This is a genomic window from Aquibacillus koreensis (assembly GCF_025154055.1).
Taxonomy (GTDB): domain Bacteria; phylum Bacillota; class Bacilli; order Bacillales; family Amphibacillaceae; genus Aquibacillus_C; species Aquibacillus_C koreensis.
Genome location: NZ_JAOALK010000012.1, coordinates 36,723 through 55,696, shown reverse-complemented (window position 1 = coordinate 55,696; position 18,974 = coordinate 36,723). Strand labels below are relative to the sequence as shown.

Here is an 18,974-nt window from a genome sequence, read left to right as displayed (position 1 = left end):
AATCTGATAACGCCTATTGTGATAAAGTGGCAGAATTGTTCAAGATATAATTATTATAATCCAAGTAATTATGGAGGATGAAAATGAAAATAAGACAGTTAAAAGTTGAAGATTGTCAGCGAATATTACCAGTCATGAATGAGTGGTGGGGTGGTAGAGAAATGACACATCTATTACCTCGTTTTTTATTCGATAATTTTTATGATACAAGTTTCGTAGTAGAAAAAGACGATAATATAATAGGTTTTTTAATTGGATTCTTGTCTCAAAGTAATAAAGAAGAGGCGTACATTCATTTAGTAGGGGTTAATCCAAACAATCGCAGAGAAGGTGTGGGAAGCACTCTATACAATCAATTTTTTAAAACTGTTGAAAAGTTTAGTGTGAAGAGGGTTCGTTGTATAACCTCACCAGTAAACAAAACCTCTATTGATTATCACACTAATCTAGGTTTTAGTATTGTTGAAGGTGATAAATTAGTTGATGAAATTTCAGTACATACAAATTATGACGGCAAAGATAATGAATGAGTGTTATTTGTTAAAAACATGTAATTTGAATAAATACACTTAAAATAACGGAGGTTGTTAGCACAACAAAAGGATCGTCATTCCGTATAGACGGTCTTTTTCTAAAAAGAATTATTGGGATTTTATGTTAAAATATAATGTAAATTGCTGATCTTAAAGTAAAGAGCAGGTTAATTTAAAAACAAAAATTTATTGATGGAATGGAGGGGTAAGATGTCTAAGCGTAAAATAAGTGTAATTGCTATGATTTCTATAGTATTAAATATTTCTTTAATTTGGTTTGGATTTTCTTTTTATCAAGAAAATATAACTATTAAAAAAGGAATTATTACTCAATATTCAGCACAACAAGAGGAAGCACTGTTTGAATTGGAAAGAGCATTGGAACATCAGGATAACAAAGAGGAATTTGTCAAAGCATTAACATCGGCATATGGAATCATATATCATAATGAAGTCTTAACGAGAACTTATACGCCTATTGGTGAGAATGTAGAAATTCCTGAGAATATAAACACAATAAATAGTCCTTACACATCAAAAGCGATTGGGGAGGCACTATTCGAACGAACAATGGATAGAGTGGACAATGACGATATACAAAAATTGGAAGAATATACATCATATGTTGATGATGTGGTTAAAACACTTGATTATCAAAATAGAATAGAAGGAAAAAGTTTAAGCGAGCAATATAAAGTATTAAATGAAGTTAGCAATTTAATCGAAGATTTTGATTTACAAGACTAAAAATGTAATGACATTATATTTTGTGAACTATTACACTTAAAGTAAAGGTGAGCGTATTTTGAAGATAACTTGATATCGTTGAATGTGACAATTCATGATATAATTGAATAAACTATTCAATACTATTTAAGGAAGAGGTGAACGCAATATGAATACAGCTAAAGAGCGTTTGCTTAAGATTATTGATGAAATACCTGAACGAGAAGTAGTTAAAATCTTAGATTTTGCAGAGTATATAAAAATTAAAAGGGAGAAGAGCTTATTTGAGGATTTAACAAAGGCTAGTGAGAGCAGTCTAGATTTTTGGAATAATGACATTGATGATGAGGTTTGGAATGATGTATAAACAAGGTGATATCGTTTTATTACCTGTTCCATTCAGTGATTTAACAAATAGAAAGCAACGCCCTGTTCTCGTTATTTCAAGCGATAGTTATAATGATATGACAGACGATATGGTTGTTGTTGCTATTACTTCACAACTTAGAAATCTAGATTATTCAGTGATAATTGAATCAATAGATTTAAAAGAAGGAACCCTTAAAGTTACATCTGCAATCAGAGCTGATAAGGTTTACACATTATCTAAAGATATCGTTAGAAAGAAATTTGGACAAGTTAATACCGAAGTTATGGAAGATGTACGAAAAAAAGTTAATGAGCTAATAAAGTAATGAATGAAGAAGGACTGTTATTGCAGTCCTCTTTTTAATAATCGTTACATTTGAGGAGAAATACACTTAAATTAACGGTAGCATTAACATAAGAAGATAAAATGAATTTTTTAAATAAATTACGACAATTTTGGTGTAGATAATGGAATAATATGGAACGTGCTTAAAAAGAAATACCACCTTTGAAAGATAAAATAATAAATATACTTGAACGTACAAGTATGAGTAAAGGCTTGGGTTATAAAAAATCTAAAGTCTTTTTAATTTTCAACTACAAAAAGTGGTCATACACTAAAAGATTATTATTAGCGCAACAAGAGGATCGTCATATATTATTGGCGCTCCTTTTCTTTATAAGAAATATTGGAATTTTATGTTAAAATATAATGTGAATTGCTGATTTTAAAGTGAAGAGCAATAATGTTTAAAAAGAGAAAGAATTAATTTAGTGAGGTGATACTTATGAACAGAAGAGGTATCGGGTTTGGATTTTGTGCTATTGCAGCTTTTTTGTTTTCTGTAAGGTACGTAACTGGTGCCCTGTATAGTATTAGTGGGATAGGGACTTCTAGCTCATATGGTCCTGGAACTTTTCAAGATCTTTGGCTCAATTCCACTGGAACGCTTCCGTTAATATTAAGCATTATTTCTTTAATTATTAGTGTTGTTTACTTAGTTGGGGCGGAAACAGAAAATAAATAAACTCCATTATTATTAAGCTAAACTGGCAAAAGTTGAACAAGAAGTTGCCGATGCGGCAGCGCTTATTGTGCTAAAAGGCTGGGTTATTGAGTAATTTACAATACAATTAAGGGGATGAGTTCTTGAAAATCTTGAGGATAATAAACACTATTCTTGCAGTTTTAATCTTGAGTGTATCTATCTACCATTTTCTTATAGAAGAATTACCTATAAATGTAGTATTTGTCTGTTTGTCAGTGTACTTGTTGCTTAACGGCATCCAACAGGTCATGGATAATAGGAAAGATTGGCTGGGCTATTTCTCTACTGGAACTGGTATTATTTTGTTTCTTGGAGTTATTATAGAATTTCTGTTTAGGTAATTCATTAACGGGAGCGTTACTGGAATAAGATGATTAAATAATATGGAGGGATTTCATGGAAAAAATTATTCAACAGAACAATGACCAAACTAAAATGAAATACTTAGTCATTACTTTTTTTTCGTTGCTAACTTTAAGAAAGTTAAAAAGAGTAGAGAAATATAGAAAGGAATTGAAAGCTGAAGTAGAACGACAAGAACTAGATAATGATTTTCATAAACTGTAACTGTAATGAATTATAGTTACTTCACTATAGGGTGCAGATATTGAATAAGGAGTTGTCGATGTGGAAACTTCTATATGATTTAAAGATATAGAAGAGTTAAAGAAGAAATAGAGAGAAACCAATTTTATTGTAGCTTTTTGATGAAATTATCTTTTAAATTATAGCTGAATTTTGAGGAGGAGATCCGTGGGAAAAAGATTTACGTTGTGGTCATTATATCTAACACTTTTTTGTATAGTTTCATCAGCCTACTCTTTATTTTCTATGATTAACAACAATTGGCTTATATCGCCTCTAACTGTGACTATTTTCTTAATGATGGGTGTGCTTTCATTATGTCTCGCAGTAGTTGGAGTAATTAAAGACGATGGGACTTGGTGGAAAATAACTAGAAGTTGGTTGGTACTAATTTTATCCTCTTTAACATCATTTGGACTTCTTTTGGCACTATTATTTACAACTGTTTTTTCGTCAATGGGAGAATCCACTCATATAAAGACAGTAAGCTCACCTAATAACACTTATACAATTGAATTTTACAAATGGGATGCGGGAGCTGCAGGAGCTGCAGGGACGTTTGGGATAAGAGGAGAACTAAATGGACCATTATGGTCTAAGAAAAGGATTTATTATGAAAAAAGAACGGAAAATGTGGTTGTTGAATGGGAAAATGATAGTGAAGTATCCATTAATAATCATATTCTAAATTTAGATGAAGGTGAGACTTTTGGTTATTGATATTTGATCGTCTTGTTATTTTGCTTGAAAAATTACTGGAATATTATATTAATATAAAGAACCAGATTTTTTAACAAGCAAAAAATAATTCTGAAAGGAAAAATAATGACTATGAAGTTAATTTTCCCATTATTTATGTTTATCATATTTTTACTATACGGTTTCCAATACTTTGAATTCTTTGAACCCCTAGGTTGGTGGCAATACCTAATAGCTCCCTTACCAATAATGTTGTTAGTTTGGTTACTATTCGACACTTTAAACCTTTTAAACCTTAAAGAAAAGAGAGTGGGGACTGGAGTAGGGGTAATGATTATAGTTTCTGGATTGATATTAAATATTGTTTTAGATAATTTTATATTTGTTAATTAACTTGTTCCATTAACGCGTGCTAATGTGCAACAAGGAAAGGTACTGATCAATGCAGGATTAGTACCTTTCCTTGTTGAAGAAACCCTTTTTAAATGTTAGACGTAAATGTAAAATAAGTTGAAAAGTTAAAGGGATATATTGCTAATCAAATCAAAGGCGGTGTTAAAAATAGAGAAGCAAAATAAAGTTATTTTTAGAGAAATTCAAAAACCGCGTTCAATGCTGTTGTGGATATTTATTTCTGTGTTTACTTTTTCTATGTGGTATATATTCATTCAACAAATAATTTTAGGAAAACCAGTTGGTACTAAACCAGCTCCTAATGTATTTTTAATTATTCTTTGGGTATTTTTTAGTGTTATTGTACCAATAATTTTGCTATTCTTCACCAAACTTATAATAGAAGTTCGTGAGGAAGGGTTATATATTCGATATATGCCTTTCCATTTTCGCTACAAACAGTTTCTGTTTAAGGAAATAAAACACTATCAATCAATTAATTATAGTCCCTTAAAACGTTTTGGTGGTTGGGGAATTCGATTAAATGTAAATGGGGAAAAGGCTTATAATATGGATGGTAACAAAGCTATAGAATTGGGTATGAAAGGTCAAACTCTGGTGATAGGTACTCGAAAGCCAGAAGAATTTAAGAATGCGATTGATTCATTAAAAAAGGGACTGTAGATGCATTATTTAACTAAAAGAGCGTTTGTGAAACAAGTGTTTCTTCGTTCTTTTTAAATTAAAGGTATGGATGCTTTAAAATCATACAAATGGAGCTATCCTATTAATTGAGGAAGTTGAAGAACCTGCCTTTAAGATTAGTTTGATGCTTACTCACCTTGAACAAGCTGGGATTTTCAATGCTGTCGATGGTGTGGTCGTTGGTAATTTCCAAACAGACCCTGACGAATATGAGAAAATAAAGAAAGTGCTTCAAGATTTCTTTGCTAGTGCTTCTTTCCCTGTTGTAGAGAATTTTCACATTGGACACTGCCAACCTAATTATGGTGTGCCGCTAGGAGCAATTGCAAAACTCACAACGTCGCAACCTAGATTAGTGATTGATTCGGGCGTGACTAAAACTTAAAAATCTATATTGAAGTCTTGTATTGATAAAAAAGAGATTGAGGATGTTTTTAAAGAAGGTTGTCCTAGCCTTTGTTATAGAACTAAAGGGCAAATCTAGAAGAAGGATATGTCGCAGCAGCTCGTATGTTAGTTGAATAAGCATTAAGTTACAAGAGGTGTCATATGACAATAATTTGCTTGGAAGGGACAAGTGCGGTCAGAAAAACAAAATGAATATGAATGTGACGGTCCTTTTGTTTTTAAGAATTATTGGGATTTTATGTTAAAATATAATGTGAATTGCTGATCTTAATAGTGAAGATTCAGGAATGTTCAACAATGGAATTACAAAATAGGGGGGGTATTATTTCAAAAAAGAAAGGGTTTATCGGAGCTTTCATTGTGATATTAATCATTTTTGGTTTTCGCTCTTTCTCTTTACATCAGGAACAGAGCCAAATCAAAAATGACACTCTTATGCACTTGGAAAATCAAGGTTATGATGAAGAAACGGACATAAAAGAAATTTATATTGTCGAAATACTTGAGAAAGACGAAAATGATGAAATTGAACATACTGAGAAATACGAAGCAGTTGTTCATTTTCAAGATGAACCAAGCAACGCTTATTTTTATCGGTATAAAAAGAGTACAAATGAAATAATTCAAACTGATAGTATTAACGAAGGTACGAGCCAAGCATTAAAACATATTGAATAAAATGTTGCACTAACGGGTTTAATGCTTCAATAAGAAACGGACCAGATTGTACAACAAAACAATAGCTTAAATTATGTTTATTTTGAATGAAGAGGGGTCATTATGTGGTTTATTAAGGAATACTTTTTAGGATATTTGTTTATTATGATTGCAGCACAAGGATATTCTTGGTATTACCTTTCGGGTGATATTTACCCTTTATGGTTTTTCATAATAGCTGCTATCGTAGGATTGTGTTTATTAGTTCATAAAAATAGCAAAAAAGTGCCTGACAATAAAAAAAGTAAAGTCATACTATTCGACGTTATATATATCATTATTGTTTCTTTACTCGTAAGTATTCCTTCGCCGTTTTTAACGTGGGTTATAGCTGCATTTCTTCCTCTTTTCATTATTCAATATGCTTTTAAACCTTTAGGTAGTAATGATAGAGGATAGAATCATTTGGTTATTGCACTATAAAAATAATATTAAGCTTAGTCCATTAACGGGGAGCGTTAGCACAACAAAAGGATCGTCATTCCGTATAGACGGTCTTTTTTTAAAAAAGAATTATTGGAATTTTATGTTAAAATATAATGTGAATCAATGATCTTGAAGTAAAGAAGCAGTAACGTGGAACAGTAAAGGGGGATTTTGTGAGTAAAGCAAAGCCGATATATATCATACTTTTTATTTTATTAACAATTACTATGTGGATAGTTGTATTTCCTATTTCAATTGAAAAAGCACTTGAGAAACAGGGATGGAATAAGGCATTTTTAACTGTGGAGTTAGAAAGTGATTCAGTTCTGCTTTTTATGGAGGAAGAAAAAGGGAAAATTAGATTGGCAAGTGCTTATAGAGGATTATTTGGTTGGAAAATTGCAGATAATACTGGACTTCTATCAGTAAATAGCGATGTAGAAGGGTTTAGTGGTTCAGAAGGCAGTATTCTAATTAAGAATGACAATAAACTACATTATTTATTTGGAATTATAGTTGATGAAGATATTGATAGTATGACTTACAAAACAAATAAAATAACAAAAGAAAAAATGATAAATACATTTACAACGCAAAACGGAACAAGAATTTATTATTCAACACATGAACAAGAATTTGGTGATGTTACTTATATTGCTTATAATCATCAAAATGAACTTGTATACAGTAAACCATAACACTATATGAATTGTTAAACTTAAAGTAAAGGAGAGCTTTAGTAGAACAGCGGTAAGATTTTTCTTTATAAAGATTTCAAGTAAATAAACGGAGCGTGTTCCATGTGGACTTTGGCAAAATACATTACAATAATCATCTGGGTGGTTCTTTTTAGTTATCTTAGAGAAGCAATTGGAGTTCCCAATAACATATATTATATAATTATAGGCTTCCCATTACTATTGGGAGGAATATTGCTTTTAGAATATTTATTCGAGAAAAAGATAAAAACGTAAACTTTGTGAAAAAGTGTTCTTAAATTAACGGGGCGTTTCTTTAACAAGCTATGGTTTATGACACTTGGAAATTTTAATCCATGAATACATTCATTTATTTATGGTTAAATAGTTATAGATGATATAATTAATTTAGAGTATTTTGGAGCGGAGGTAGGTATTATGGAGTATATATTAAAACAGATTTTAAGTGAGTTGAAAGGCATAAAGACAGACATTGGCGAACTACAAACGGGACAAGCAAGGTTAGAAGCAGGGCAACAAAAGTTACAGCAAAACTTGATTGAAAGTTTAGGGACTTAAACAGAAAAAATTACTGAACATGTTGATGACAAAACCGAAGTATTGAATAAAAGAGTTTATAAAGTTGAATCTGAAATAGAGAGAGTAAGCAGACAGTAAGGAAGGAGAAACTTCATAACTGTCTTTTCTTTTTGTTGGTTTGTGATTTTTTTCACTTGAACTCTAAAGGAGAGCTAATCTTTAACAAAGGAGTAGTCCTTGTTATGCAGGATCGCGTTATAAAGTGCAACTCCTATCGTGCTAAAGCAGAATACTTTAACAAGAAATAATGATTTTGTGCTTTAATTTTTGAATTTAAGGGGAGCCGAATGATTATATCAGATGAAATTTACGGTAAATTTGAATTGGATAGTGTTTTAGAAGAAATAATTTTAAGTGAGCCAATTCAAAGGTTAAAGGGGGTTAAAGGGAATACATCAAGGTGGAGCAAGTTACTTAGTTAATAGAAAGTGGAATGTTACTCGTTATGACCACTCCATAGGTGTAATGTTGTTAATAAGAAAACTTGGCGGAACAGTCGAAGAGCAGATTGCAGGGTTATTGCATGATGTTTCCCACACAGCATTTTCTCATGTAATTGATTTCGTATTTGAAAATAAGGAAGAAGACTATCATGAAAAAATATATAATTCAGTTGTTGAAAATTCTGCCCTTCCAGCAATTTTAGCCAAATATAACTACAATTATGAGGATATTTTGTTCGATGATAGTAAGTGGACATTGTTGGAACAGCCAGCACCAGAATTATGTGCTGATAGAGTAGACTACACTCTTCGTGATATGTATAGGTATGGAGTTATCTCTTTAGATGAAGTAAATCGTTTTTTGGAGAACATAACCGTTGTAAAAGGGAAAATGTATCTTCAAAACATTGAAATTGCTGAATGGTTTGTCAAAACGTATTACAAAGAAGTAAATGACTTCTTTATGGACCCTCTAAATGTCTATAGCTACAATATATTGTCTAAGACTTTGAAACGATCTTTAGAAAAAAATATATTAAACCTTAACGACTTTCTTGGTAAAGATGACGAATTACTAAACAAAATAAAATCATCAGCAGACGAGGAGTTACTTGGTTTATTAAGTAAGCTCAATCCAACTGTACTAGTGAAAGAAGATAGTGAGAATTATCATTTACACCAAAAAAACAAACTTCGCATGATTGACCCTTCTATATTCAAAGATGGAGAATTAAAACCAGTATCAGAACTATCAGAAAGAGTAAGGGATATGAATAATACAGCATATGAGAAAGCCACGAGAGGGATGTTTGTAAGGATACTCTCTTACTAAGTTAGGATTTGTTTTAGGGGTCTGACCCTGTCGAAAGACAAATTCCACGTATGGAGGACAGTTTGCAGGGTAGTTGTCCTCCATTTGTAATTTAATTAGTTCTTCCAAACTTCTTAAATATCTATAAACTTAATTCCTTGACCGTAATGGCTTGAGACATTTTAGTTGTTTTACAATCCACAAAGTCTCCCTCATTAACTAAGTCTATTTTCATCGCAGCTTCTAGCTTTTCTGTATCTGGTTGTTTTACTTGCAAGATAAAATCTTGTAAGTGAAGCTCCTCCAACTTTTGTATCGTCTTCTCATCATCGTACTGAACAGAAGAGCGGATAGCACGCTGCGCCTTATATTTACCGAGTTTCACTTCTCCCTTTTGTTCTTTTCCAAAAGTTTCATCTAGATAAAGATGAATTTGTTTTTTTATTTGATTCATTTCCTGCTCTAACTCTTTTTTCTGGCTATTTAAATCATAGTATTTCTTTAATATCTCTTCAGATAGTTGAGACGGTTCTTTGACTTCATTTGTCATCATGATTCCCCCAGTCCATAGTAATTAGTTCATTTATATGAAAAGGAAGGGTTTATTTAGACTGGGTCTTTATGATTATGATTATGTAGGGGTCTGACCCTGTCGAAAGACAAATGCCACAGAAGGCGGACAGTTTACATATGTAATGTAAATTGTCCGCCTTCTGTACTTCGGTAATATGCCATATCGACTACTATGAGTGCCTGTTACCGCCGGTGAATTGTTGAATTCGTCATATTACGGTCGGTGACTGGCACTAGTTAATAAAGGTAATTTTATCTTCAAATTTGATAATTTGAAGAATAATAAAAGTAATAACATAGGTAAATGTAAGGTGAAAAGCCCAGCTGCAATTCTTAACCATGGGGTCGAAATGATCTGCTCAACACTCAAACTAAATAGCTGCATAAACAGTGGCACCATAAGTATTTCGAAAGTAAATAAGAAAATAAAAGAGATTAATCCAATTATAATACCTGAGATTAACTTAAATCTGAAGAAATAAGCAACTAATAATGAAAAAATAATGAATGTTAGAAGTGGCTTCAATGAACTTTGCATAATAATGCTTAACGAAAAGGTGATTCCGCCATATAGGAATGAAAAAATCACCATAGATTTGATTTCTTTCGATATAGAAATGCCAAAAAGTGCAAATGAAACTGCAAGCAATAAAAAAGCTTCTGGAACAGATAATAAAAAATAACTAAACCATGCCATAAAATCCCTCTTTTCTATGTGTAGATCAAAGTAGTCTATTAGATTATAATATGAAATTCTTGTGATTTCGACATATTTCATGGTTTTTTTGCAGTTTTTCTTTGCTAAGCTTAAAAAGTTTATTCAATGAACAAATAAAATCCATCAAACTGTTTGTAGTTTGATGGATTTCTTTATACGTTAGGAAAGCATAAATTTTTTGCTAGAAAGTCTCTCGACGTAGTGAAAAATCTAATGTTTCAAGTATAAGAAAAAGCTAAGACATTTGAAAAAGGACGAGCGAATACGAGTTTTTTAAGTAACATTTTTTAGTTGTCCTTAGGTAGCTTTGGTTGAAATAGTAAGCTACTAGATGCAGTACTAACTTCTGCTTTAGCAATAAAAACAATTACAGTAACTACAAATCCCACTATAATTTTCAATAGATTTTTCACTGAGTTCTCCTCCTTTCTATTAATCTTTCTATCTTATTTACAACAAGATATGAGAAGGGATGAATACTACCAATTTGAAAGATAAAACCCAATATAGAAGCTAAAATAGGCTCAGTTGAAAATGAACCGAAAATAAGAACGTGTAAGAGAATACTCCAGATAACTACGGTAGCTATTGCATATTGTTTTAGCTTTTTTTTCTGAAGAGTAGTGAATTTTTTATAAAAGTGATTAGATGGTGCATATTTGTAAATTAAAATAATTCCAAATAAAGTAGATGAGATTAATAAAACAATAAGTGTACCAGTATCAATCATATCTCCAATTATATTTACAACATATGAAATACCAACGATCATAATAAGGCCGACAGTTAAGCAACGAATATAAGTAGAGTAGTGATGTCCACCTGTTAAAAAACGAAAAAAAACAAATGTGAAAAAAACAAATATCATTGGGTAAATGACACCAAGTATATAGGCTGTAGTGAGTAATGCTAGAAACTTAATCGTTCCTCGAATAATAATCTCGATCCCATATCTTAGATAGTCGACATCCGTTGATCGATCAATATATTTACATAATCTTACCGCCAATTTTTCACTTGCAACTGTAATCATTTATTTTTTCACCTTCGGAAAACAAATTTTAAAAGTAAGTAATTGATCTTTAGTTGTTATGTCATGTGTGCCATTGTATTTCTTTATAATTTCCTCAATAATTGCTAAACCAAAACCTCTATTACCACTGTCTGATTTCGTTGAATAACCAGCCTCAAAGAACTTATTCGAAAGGTTGGTTTGGATGGTTGTATTCTGAACAATAATGATCAACTTTTCTTCCGTTTCATCAATGTAAAGTGATATAAAACGTTCTTTACTATTACTAATTTCAAGTGTTGCATCAAATGCATTATCTAGTAAGTTGCTAATTAAACGAATAAGGTCAGTTGAAGAAAGGATGTTTATGTCAGCTTCGTTCTCTATATTCAACTCTAAATGGATACCGTTTTTATGGTATTGGGTCATTTTTGGAAATAGCATAGAAGCAAGAATAGGATTTTTAACCGTTAATACTTTGTTATTGATATGAATGTCACCGATCATCTGTTCAATATAGTCGTTTGCAGCTTCGTACTTTTTGATCTGTATTAAACCAGAAATAACTGTTAAATGGTTATTAAGATCATGACGATCTGAACGCACGGAAGCGACTAATGAGTTAAATTGTTCAACATGGGTGTTTTCAGAATTTTTAATATTTCTTCTTTCTTCTTTTCTAAAGATTTTACCTAGGATATAAAGTGATGCTATGTTTAGTATCACAACAATAAATAAGTAAATTGGTACTCCTAGAATGCGGAAAACCTCATGGAAATTAACCATGGATGTGATAGATATTAAAATTAAGAAGATTTGTACGAATACAATAATAGCCAATGTGAAAATATTCATATGTATATAAAACAAGGATTCTAAACCAGATATATAATAGAAACCTTTTCCTCTCACTAATATTAATTTTACCTGCTTATTTCAAAGTATATCATAATTTGTGACATAGGGGTCAGACCCTGTCGAAAGACAAATTCCACAAATGGAGGACAATGTACATAAGTAATGTACATTGTCCTCCATTTGTAATTTTCCAAATTGACTGGCACTACTTTTAAGACAGTTCTATGTGCATTCTTGTTTCGCAAACTTCGTGTTTTATTTTACACAGGATATCCATTCTTAATCTGTAACGCTTTTATCAGGAGTTAAAGCACTTATTAGTCCGAGGGTGCTTGGTGGAATGCTAGCAATCAAAAACCACCAGTTGCCTGTAGTAATAGATAAGATTGCAAAAATTATAAGTGACACTGCCACAATAGAAATGCCAAATTTAACTCTAGAGGGTTTTAAAGGCTCTGTCATATTCATATTGATCGATAAAATGACACCTATAATACCCCAACTTGCCATATGAACAAGCATAATGATTCCTAGAAGCATCCCGGCTTTTATCTCAATTCCGAATAAAATTAAAGAAAATAAAACATAGGTGGAACCAAGGGTGAAGTACCAAGAAATCGATCGAGCCTTTTGCCAAATATGGTCATGTAGTTCATCTAAACCGCGTTGTTTTTTGGCCATTCGACGGCCGAACCACCAACCTAATATACCAAATGCTGCTCCTCCATATAATCCTATCATCCCAAGTATTTGTTCACTCATTATTCCTCTCCCCTTTCTTCTAATATAAAAACGTCTTCGATGATGCTATCGAATGCCTTTGAAATGTTGTATGCCAGTTCGAGTGATGGATTGTATTTTCCAGATTCGATGGCAATAATTGATTGTCTTGAAACGCCTACCTTTATTGCTAGCTCTTCTTGCGTCATCTTCTTGCTTTTACGCAAATCTTTGATCCGGTTTTTCACCGTTTCTTCACCTCCGACTAATTTTGTAAAGGTAGCTTTACATCTTTGTGAGTAAAGTGTACTTTACATTTTGTGTAATGTCAAGTAAGCTTTACATTATTGTTGTGTCGGGGTCAGACCCTGTCGAAAGACAAACCATAACTTTTTCCATGCATGGAAGACAGTCTACATTAAATTGCTAGTGCCTATAAGGATTAGTATTTTTTTGAATATAATCTACTACGGGTCGTCACAGATACTATTTTTAATTTTTTTGTAACACACATGAAACTATAGTAAATAAAGAAACGTCAATCATATAAGTGATCTTTTACTATAAAATTTAAATTTATTGTTTCTCGGTCGTATGTATGAGGTTTTGGTTAATTTAATTGAAATTATTCCCTATGTTAGGTGGTACGCTATGAAAAAGAGATTCATGTGGATTATCTTGATTCTAGTTATTGTTGCACTCTCTATTAAAATCTACTTAGACACAAATGATTTTAAGGTAAATACGGTTCAATTAGAATCAAATAAAATGCCTGAAAGTACGGAAATAACCTTGGTCCAAATAAGTGACTTACATAATCATGTTTTTGGCGATCAGAATGATAATCTCATTGATACAGTGAAAAAGTTAAATGCGGATGTGATTGTTATTACGGGCGATCTTATTGATCGAGGTACAGAGAGCTTTGAAAATATGTATGATCTTATTGAGAAGTTAACAGTTATTAACGAGAGGATTTATTTCGTGTCTGGGAATCATGAGTGGGATAATGAAGACACGGAGAATTTTTTTAATGGTCTACGAGAACGAAATGTAAGTCTATTAAACAACACAAATACGCAAATAGAAGTAAATGGGATGATGGTTAATATAGTGGGTGTAGATGATAGCTCGACGGATCATGAAAACATAGAAGAAGCGTTTGATGGCATAGATCAGGAGATTTACACGATTTTGTTGTCGCATTCACCAGGCATTGTTAGTAAATATGAAGCTATTCCAGCTGATTTAATCTTAAGCGGGCATACGCATGGTGGGCAAGTAAGGGTCCCGTTTATTGGTGCCATTGTAGCACCAGATCAAGGATTTTTCCCGGAGTTGGATAAGGGAACGTTTACCATTGGTCCAGAGCAAACGCTGTATATCGATAGTGGTCTTGGTACAAGTATTGCTCCAATACGATTTTTAAACAAAAGCCAGATGAGTTACATTCGAATTACCAATAATAAATAGAGGTGGTTATAGGTTAGACATAGGACATATAAGTTCCAAGCCCTGTCGACAGACGAACCAATGCTATACCCATGCAAGAAAGACAACCTATATTAAGATGTTAGTGCCTAGTCATCACCTATGATATGTCGATTTCGACAATTTACGAGGGATGACTAGGCGCTGTTTTCTTCCTGGTGGATTAATGGGTGCAGAATGGGTGCAACAATTTGGACACCTTTCCTTTTTTAACTATAAAAGGAAGCGCCAACAATAATTAACAGGATAAACAATACAACAATTAATGCAAAGTTGTTGCCGTATCCTCCACTATAGCTCATTTTTTCACCTCCACTTAAAGAAGTTACTATATACTATTTTCATTTTTGCTTTTTGCTGTTGGCGAATATAATGATCTTTCTGAAAAAGATTAAGAATCCCAGCTAAGGCTTCCCAGACATTAGATAATAACTAAAGAGGTGTTTACAACACACGCTTAAGTCTGAGAGTTACTCAACAAGCTGCATGGTGGTGTCAGGAATCTTTGCAATTACAACGTTATACTTGGACCTTTACAACTAAATGGTTCAAGCTTTTTGACTTGTAATGTTTTTCAAGAACGTCAATTAGTAATCCATATATAATGGTGGTTTCAGGAGTTGCAGTAGATGGCAACTAATTTATTTCCTCTTTGGGGGCTGTTGTTTTTATATACTGGGAATTGTTAATTAAATCTTAAGACTATCCAGGTTTCTTTTTTATATTGCAGGGAATACAAGGTGAAACTACAAATATTTTAGAAAGAAGGATGCAAATGGGGATTACTAATTCAACCAACGCATCTACCCAAGAAGCTAAAGAGGAATTAAAGCCATGGATTAGGCGTCTTGCAAGAATTGGATATATGGCAAGGGGTTTGGTGTTTGTGATGGTTGGTATATTAACGTTTATGGCAGCGGTCGGCGTTGGGGGTAACGCGTCAGGTACGCAAGGTATGTTTCGGTCTTTGGCTGGAATGCCTTTTGGAGAGATTTTACTTTGGTTAATTGCGATTGGATTATTATTATATGAAATGTGGTTATTCATTAAAGTTATCAAAGCACCCCAGAATAAAGGGAAGGGATGGAAAGAACTTTTTTCAAGAGGAGCAAGTTTGGTAATTGCCATTATTTATGGTGGACTTATTTATAGTGCTTTTAGCATTGCATTACATGCTGGAAGTAGTAGTGGAAATACGGAAAAAACATGGAGTGCCAAATTATTATCACAACCTTTTGGGCAATGGCTCATAGCTGGATTAGGAATAGCTATCATCGTCTACGGTATATTGGAGCTTTGCAAAGGAATTACGACAAAGTTCATGAAACGTTTTCATACAGAAGATATGAGTGCTCATGAGTATAAAATCGCTAAAAATGCTGGGAGATTAGGTCTAGTTTCAAGAGGAGCTGTGTTTGGGATGATTGGTTTTTTCTTTATTAAAACCGCATGGACTTCAGATTCTGATCAAGCAAAAGGGCTAGATGGTGTTTTATCTGAATTGTCTCAAGAGCCTTATGGACAAATAATACTTGCAATAGCTGCAATAGGATTATTTTTATACGGCGTTTACCAAATCGCCAGGGGAAGATATCAACATATGGGATTAGGAAAATACTGAATTTTTGTTGAAATAACGGGTGACTTCTTTTAGCTAGTTTAGTAAAAGGTAACCATCAACGCTCTCGTGCAGCACAATATCTAACCAATCTAGCTAATTGTGAACCATAGATGAGAATGATGATAGACTTCCCTAATGGAAACAGAAGAACCGTCCCTATGTTTCCACTTTTTGTTTAAACATTATGAATTCGGACAAACGCTTTTTTAAGCGATGTATAGTTACAATGCCGAGTGGCCCCGCCACTCGGCATTCTTTATGTAATTGGAAACATGGGGACGGTTCTTGTGTATCCAAATAGAAAAAGTACGCAGGAGAACCGTCCCCATGTTCACGTTTTTGATTCGAAAGTTGGGTGTATAAAATATCCATCTTGATCAAGAATAACCATGTAAATTATGTTTGAAAGGGAGAGTATGATGGATAATGTTTTGCTTGCTAGAATGCTGTTTGGGTCTTCCCTGATTTTTCATATTATTTTTGCGACATTAGGGGTTGGGCTTACGCTAATGATTCTCATTGCTGAAATATTGAGAGTTGTTCGAAAAGACGATGATTATGGAATCCTTGCAAAGAGATGGACCAAAGCTGTCGCTATTTTACTTGGAGTGGCAATTCCATCCGGCACGATTGTAGCTGTCATGCTTGCATTATTATGGCCAGGGTTTATTGAGGTCGTAGGACAAGTCATTGCTTTACCTTTTACGTTAGAAATATTCGCATTCTTTATAGAGGCTTTATTCCTTTCGATTTATGTGTATGCTGCTAGTCGATTAAGTTCTACGATGCGGATCATCAGTGTCTTTTTCGTCGCACTTGGGGCTACTGCATCTGCTGTATTAATTACGAACGTACAATCATGGATGAATACACCAACTGGATTTAATGTTGTGAATGGAGAAATTACAGATGTTCGTCCGTGGGAAGCGGTCTTAAATCCAGCCTTTGGCTATACAGCTGTGCACGTGGCAAGTAGCGCCTATATGGCAACTGCGTTTGTCGTTGCTTCCGTTGCAGCTTATCAATTATTAAAACCTAATTTGAAAGCAAGTGAAAAAACATATCATAGAAAAGGGCTCATGGTTGCACTTGTTTTTGGTGCCATTACATCGATTTGGACTGCAACAAATGGTCATGCATCTGCTGTAGGATTACATAATAACGTACCCGTTAAGCTAGCAGCAGCTGAAGGCCTATTCGAAACACAGTCCAATGCTCCACTAGCGATTTTTGGTACACCTGACCCAGAAGCGAATCGGGTTGTCGGCGGTATTGAGCTACCAGGAATGCTCAGCTATCTGGCAACCGGCTCTCTTGACGGGGTCGTGGTTGGACTAAATGAATTTCCGCGGGACGAGTGGCCACCGCTATTTGTTCATACATTATTTAACATCATGGTAGGCATTGGGACTTTACTTATTGGGCTATCATTTGGCGCGTTAGCTTATCGGTTTATTTTTAAGAAACGAGAATATCCGAATTGGCTGCTCATTCCTATAATAGGAAGCGGACCGCTTGCCATGCTTGGTATTGAAACGGGCTGGATTTTTGCCTGCATTGGAAGACAACCTTGGACAATTTATGGCATACAACGGACTGCAGAAGCGGCAACGAAATCTGCAAACCTCGGCACATTCTTTGTCATCTTTCTTACGCTGTATGTTTTCTTATTAGTCATAACAGCACTAGTAATGCGTTTCTATTTCCGCCGCAATCCACTTATAAATGAATTTAACAGTCAAAGCCCATCGGTTTAGAAGGAGGGAAAATATAATGGAAGCTTATGTTGCGATTATCATCATCTGGTTGTTTTTGTTTTTCTATGCATTAGGGGGAGCGATCGATTTTGGCGCCGGCTTTTGGTCGATGTTTTATTTTGGACGAAAAGATACAACAGCAGCAAGCATAGCTAACTTGTACTTAACGCCTTCCTGGAAAGTAACGAATGTTTTCTTAGTTTTGTTTGTGGTAGCTTTAGTCGGATTTTTTCCGCACGCTGCCTTTACGTTAGGTTCGATCATGATTGTTCCAGTAAGCTTTGTGCTTATTTTACTGATTATAAGGAGCGCTTTTATGGTGTATTCCTATTCGGTACAAAAATACACCAAAGCATTTACATACATCTCTGGCATTACCGGTCTATTAATTCCAGCGCTCATGCTAAGTATCCTTCCAATCATTATTGGAGGGTTTGTCGAAGTGGTTGGTGACCGTCATTATATTCTGTATGACAGGCTGCTCACTAGCCCAACACTGTATGCACACATCGGCTTTGGTTTAGCTGCTGAATTGTTTCTATCCTCGCTATTCCTAAGCGATTATGCGAGAGAAGCGAAATCAATGGAAACGTATAAGGTGTATAGAAAAAATGCGATCATCTTAGGTCCGATCATGATTGGTATGGCTGTTGCTGCAACGATGACACTTATTCCAGAAGCGATGTGGATGGTTGAAAATATGGCAAGTCAATGGCATCTATTTGCATTAAGCGTTATTGTTTTTTCGGTTGGATATAGTGCACTATGGTGGCCTTCGAGGAAAGGGCGAGTCGGGCAGCCTCGGGTTGCTGTCGTATTTATGATGATTCAAATAGGCTTAGCAAGCTTTGCATATGGTTGGAGCCATATGCCTTACATTGTCTATCCAAAACTAACCCTATATGATGCGCTTACAAATAATCAAATGTTTTATTCACTCCTGTGGGGATATGGAATCGGTATGGCCATTATCGTGCCACTATTCTACTGGTTTTGGCGTCTGTTCCTTAAAGATAAGCGGTATCTTACAAATGAAGAAGTGGATGATGTACGGTAACTAGG

25 protein-coding genes and 1 pseudogene are annotated in these 18,974 nt (G+C 33.8%); 18 read left to right on the top strand and 8 right to left on the bottom strand.

The window, feature by feature from the left end; genetic code table 11:
- Positions 1–83 precede the first annotated feature (83 nt).
- The 14 genes and pseudogenes from NYQ66_RS02895 (at position 84) to NYQ66_RS02830 (ending at position 9,183) form a co-directional block, all read left to right on the top strand.
- On the top strand, positions 84–530 hold the full coding sequence (locus tag NYQ66_RS02895; RefSeq protein WP_259866642.1) for a GNAT family N-acetyltransferase: 447 nt from the start codon (positions 84–86) through the stop codon (positions 528–530).
- Positions 531–743: 213 nt separating this feature from the next.
- On the top strand, positions 744–1,280 hold the full coding sequence (locus NYQ66_RS02890; protein WP_259866640.1) for a hypothetical protein: 537 nt from the start codon (positions 744–746) through the stop codon (positions 1,278–1,280).
- Positions 1,281–1,428: 148 nt separating this feature from the next.
- Positions 1,429–1,626, top strand: a complete 198-nt coding sequence (locus tag NYQ66_RS02885; RefSeq protein ID WP_259866638.1) for a DUF2281 domain-containing protein — start codon at positions 1,429–1,431, stop codon at positions 1,624–1,626.
- On the top strand, positions 1,601–1,954 hold the full coding sequence (locus NYQ66_RS02880; protein WP_259866990.1) for a type II toxin-antitoxin system PemK/MazF family toxin: 354 nt from the start codon (positions 1,601–1,603) through the stop codon (positions 1,952–1,954). The genes NYQ66_RS02885 and NYQ66_RS02880 overlap by 26 nt, the downstream gene beginning before the upstream one ends.
- A 462-nt stretch (positions 1,955–2,416) precedes the next feature.
- On the top strand, positions 2,417–2,656 hold the full coding sequence (locus NYQ66_RS02875; protein WP_259866636.1) for a hypothetical protein: 240 nt from the start codon (positions 2,417–2,419) through the stop codon (positions 2,654–2,656).
- A gap of 417 nt (positions 2,657–3,073) precedes the next feature.
- On the top strand, positions 3,074–3,244 hold the full coding sequence (locus NYQ66_RS02870) for a hypothetical protein (protein WP_259866634.1): 171 nt from the start codon (positions 3,074–3,076) through the stop codon (positions 3,242–3,244).
- 186 nt (positions 3,245–3,430) lie between these two features.
- Positions 3,431–3,982 (top strand): DUF5412 domain-containing protein, encoded by a 552-nt coding sequence (locus NYQ66_RS02865; RefSeq protein ID WP_259866633.1) that lies wholly within the window; start codon positions 3,431–3,433, stop codon positions 3,980–3,982.
- Positions 3,983–4,522: 540 nt separating this feature from the next.
- On the top strand, positions 4,523–5,038 hold the full coding sequence (locus NYQ66_RS02860; RefSeq protein ID WP_259866988.1) for a DUF6141 family protein: 516 nt from the start codon (positions 4,523–4,525) through the stop codon (positions 5,036–5,038).
- Positions 5,039–5,135: 97 nt separating this feature from the next.
- Complete coding sequence (locus NYQ66_RS02855) at positions 5,136–5,444, top strand: hypothetical protein (protein ID WP_259866985.1); 309 nt, start codon at positions 5,136–5,138, stop codon at positions 5,442–5,444.
- Between the two features lie 320 nt (positions 5,445–5,764).
- Complete coding sequence (locus NYQ66_RS02850; protein WP_259866631.1) at positions 5,765–6,145, top strand: hypothetical protein; 381 nt, start codon at positions 5,765–5,767, stop codon at positions 6,143–6,145.
- A gap of 102 nt (positions 6,146–6,247) precedes the next feature.
- Positions 6,248–6,583, top strand: coding sequence for a hypothetical protein (locus NYQ66_RS02845; protein ID WP_259866629.1), 336 nt, complete (start codon positions 6,248–6,250; stop codon positions 6,581–6,583).
- Positions 6,584–6,783: 200 nt separating this feature from the next.
- Positions 6,784–7,308, top strand: a complete 525-nt coding sequence (locus NYQ66_RS02840) for a hypothetical protein (protein ID WP_259866627.1) — start codon at positions 6,784–6,786, stop codon at positions 7,306–7,308.
- A 438-nt stretch (positions 7,309–7,746) separates the two neighbouring features.
- Positions 7,747–7,887, top strand: coding sequence for a hypothetical protein (locus NYQ66_RS02835; protein ID WP_259866625.1), 141 nt, complete (start codon positions 7,747–7,749; stop codon positions 7,885–7,887).
- Positions 7,888–8,195: 308 nt separating this feature from the next.
- Positions 8,196–9,183, top strand: a pseudogene (locus tag NYQ66_RS02830) (HD domain-containing protein).
- A 121-nt stretch (positions 9,184–9,304) separates the two neighbouring features.
- Here the strand turns inward: NYQ66_RS02830 and NYQ66_RS02825 are convergent.
- From NYQ66_RS02825 to NYQ66_RS02795, 7 genes are all read right to left on the bottom strand, one after another.
- Positions 9,305–9,712 carry a hypothetical protein gene (locus NYQ66_RS02825; RefSeq protein WP_259866623.1) on the bottom strand — a complete coding sequence of 136 codons (408 nt, stop codon included), beginning with the start codon at positions 9,710–9,712 and terminating at the stop codon, positions 9,305–9,307.
- Positions 9,713–9,949: 237 nt separating this feature from the next.
- Positions 9,950–10,432 carry a hypothetical protein gene (locus NYQ66_RS02820; protein WP_259866622.1) on the bottom strand — a complete coding sequence of 161 codons (483 nt, stop codon included), beginning with the start codon at positions 10,430–10,432 and terminating at the stop codon, positions 9,950–9,952.
- Positions 10,433–10,740: 308 nt separating this feature from the next.
- Entirely contained in the window at positions 10,741–10,866 is a 126-nt protein-coding gene (locus tag NYQ66_RS02815; RefSeq protein WP_259866620.1) for an AgrD family cyclic lactone autoinducer peptide, read from the bottom strand.
- Positions 10,863–11,486 (bottom strand): accessory gene regulator ArgB-like protein, encoded by a 624-nt coding sequence (locus tag NYQ66_RS02810; protein WP_259866618.1) that lies wholly within the window; start codon positions 11,484–11,486, stop codon positions 10,863–10,865. The genes NYQ66_RS02815 and NYQ66_RS02810 overlap by 4 nt, the downstream gene beginning before the upstream one ends.
- On the bottom strand, positions 11,487–12,335 hold the full coding sequence (locus NYQ66_RS02805; RefSeq protein ID WP_259866617.1) for a sensor histidine kinase: 849 nt from the start codon (positions 12,333–12,335) through the stop codon (positions 11,487–11,489).
- Between the two features lie 267 nt (positions 12,336–12,602).
- The gene (locus NYQ66_RS02800; RefSeq protein WP_259866615.1) at positions 12,603–13,085 is read right to left on the bottom strand and encodes a hypothetical protein; all 483 of its coding nucleotides are present in this window, start codon (positions 13,083–13,085) and stop codon (positions 12,603–12,605) included.
- On the bottom strand, positions 13,085–13,291 hold the full coding sequence (locus NYQ66_RS02795; RefSeq protein WP_259866613.1) for a helix-turn-helix transcriptional regulator: 207 nt from the start codon (positions 13,289–13,291) through the stop codon (positions 13,085–13,087). Before NYQ66_RS02795 ends, NYQ66_RS02800 begins: the two co-directional genes overlap by 1 nt.
- Positions 13,292–13,694: 403 nt before the next feature.
- On the opposite strand from NYQ66_RS02795, the gene NYQ66_RS02790 reads away from it, so the two are divergent.
- A complete protein-coding gene (locus tag NYQ66_RS02790) occupies positions 13,695–14,516 on the top strand; it encodes a metallophosphoesterase (RefSeq protein ID WP_259866611.1) in 822 nt (273 codons plus the stop codon).
- A 227-nt stretch (positions 14,517–14,743) separates the two neighbouring features.
- Here NYQ66_RS02790 and NYQ66_RS02785 read toward each other — a convergent pair whose 3' ends face one another.
- Positions 14,744–14,836 (bottom strand): YjcZ family sporulation protein, encoded by a 93-nt coding sequence (locus tag NYQ66_RS02785; RefSeq protein WP_259866609.1) that lies wholly within the window; start codon positions 14,834–14,836, stop codon positions 14,744–14,746.
- A gap of 473 nt (positions 14,837–15,309) precedes the next feature.
- Here NYQ66_RS02785 and NYQ66_RS02780 point away from each other — a divergent pair, with 473 nt between their 5' ends.
- The 3 genes from NYQ66_RS02780 (at position 15,310) to NYQ66_RS02770 (ending at position 18,969) form a co-directional block, all read left to right on the top strand.
- Positions 15,310–16,155: a DUF1206 domain-containing protein gene (locus tag NYQ66_RS02780; RefSeq protein WP_259866607.1), complete on the top strand. Its 846-nt coding sequence runs from the start codon at positions 15,310–15,312 to the stop codon at positions 16,153–16,155.
- 419 nt (positions 16,156–16,574) lie between these two features.
- The gene (locus NYQ66_RS02775) at positions 16,575–17,912 is read left to right on the top strand and encodes a cytochrome ubiquinol oxidase subunit I (RefSeq protein WP_259866605.1); all 1,338 of its coding nucleotides are present in this window, start codon (positions 16,575–16,577) and stop codon (positions 17,910–17,912) included.
- Between the two features lie 16 nt (positions 17,913–17,928).
- Positions 17,929–18,969 carry a cytochrome d ubiquinol oxidase subunit II gene (locus tag NYQ66_RS02770; RefSeq protein WP_311202002.1) on the top strand — a complete coding sequence of 347 codons (1,041 nt, stop codon included), beginning with the start codon at positions 17,929–17,931 and terminating at the stop codon, positions 18,967–18,969.
- The last annotated feature ends 5 nt before the right edge of the window (positions 18,970–18,974 follow it).

Coding starts and splice junctions, on each gene's coding strand:
- NYQ66_RS02790 (WP_259866611.1), top strand. CDS start 13,695: ATGAAAAAGAGATTCATGTGGATTATCTTGATTCTAGTTATTGTTGCA.
- NYQ66_RS02775 (WP_259866605.1), top strand. CDS start 16,575: ATGGATAATGTTTTGCTTGCTAGAATGCTGTTTGGGTCTTCCCTGATT.
- NYQ66_RS02850 (WP_259866631.1), top strand. CDS start 5,765: ATGGAATTACAAAATAGGGGGGGTATTATTTCAAAAAAGAAAGGGTTT.
- NYQ66_RS02800 (WP_259866615.1), bottom strand. CDS start 13,085: ATGAGTGAACAAATACTTGGGATGATAGGATTATATGGAGGAGCAGCA.
- NYQ66_RS02825 (WP_259866623.1), bottom strand. CDS start 9,712: ATGACAAATGAAGTCAAAGAACCGTCTCAACTATCTGAAGAGATATTA.
- NYQ66_RS02895 (WP_259866642.1), top strand. CDS start 84: ATGAAAATAAGACAGTTAAAAGTTGAAGATTGTCAGCGAATATTACCA.
- NYQ66_RS02845 (WP_259866629.1), top strand. CDS start 6,248: ATGTGGTTTATTAAGGAATACTTTTTAGGATATTTGTTTATTATGATT.
- NYQ66_RS02880 (WP_259866990.1), top strand. CDS start 1,601: ATGATGAGGTTTGGAATGATGTATAAACAAGGTGATATCGTTTTATTA.
- NYQ66_RS02890 (WP_259866640.1), top strand. CDS start 744: ATGTCTAAGCGTAAAATAAGTGTAATTGCTATGATTTCTATAGTATTA.
- NYQ66_RS02835 (WP_259866625.1), top strand. CDS start 7,747: ATGGAGTATATATTAAAACAGATTTTAAGTGAGTTGAAAGGCATAAAG.
- NYQ66_RS02885 (WP_259866638.1), top strand. CDS start 1,429: ATGAATACAGCTAAAGAGCGTTTGCTTAAGATTATTGATGAAATACCT.
- NYQ66_RS02875 (WP_259866636.1), top strand. CDS start 2,417: ATGAACAGAAGAGGTATCGGGTTTGGATTTTGTGCTATTGCAGCTTTT.
- NYQ66_RS02780 (WP_259866607.1), top strand. CDS start 15,310: ATGGGGATTACTAATTCAACCAACGCATCTACCCAAGAAGCTAAAGAG.
- NYQ66_RS02810 (WP_259866618.1), bottom strand. CDS start 11,486: ATGATTACAGTTGCAAGTGAAAAATTGGCGGTAAGATTATGTAAATAT.
- NYQ66_RS02770 (WP_311202002.1), top strand. CDS start 17,929: ATGGAAGCTTATGTTGCGATTATCATCATCTGGTTGTTTTTGTTTTTC.
- NYQ66_RS02820 (WP_259866622.1), bottom strand. CDS start 10,432: ATGGCATGGTTTAGTTATTTTTTATTATCTGTTCCAGAAGCTTTTTTA.
- NYQ66_RS02870 (WP_259866634.1), top strand. CDS start 3,074: ATGGAAAAAATTATTCAACAGAACAATGACCAAACTAAAATGAAATAC.
- NYQ66_RS02785 (WP_259866609.1), bottom strand. CDS start 14,836: ATGAGCTATAGTGGAGGATACGGCAACAACTTTGCATTAATTGTTGTA.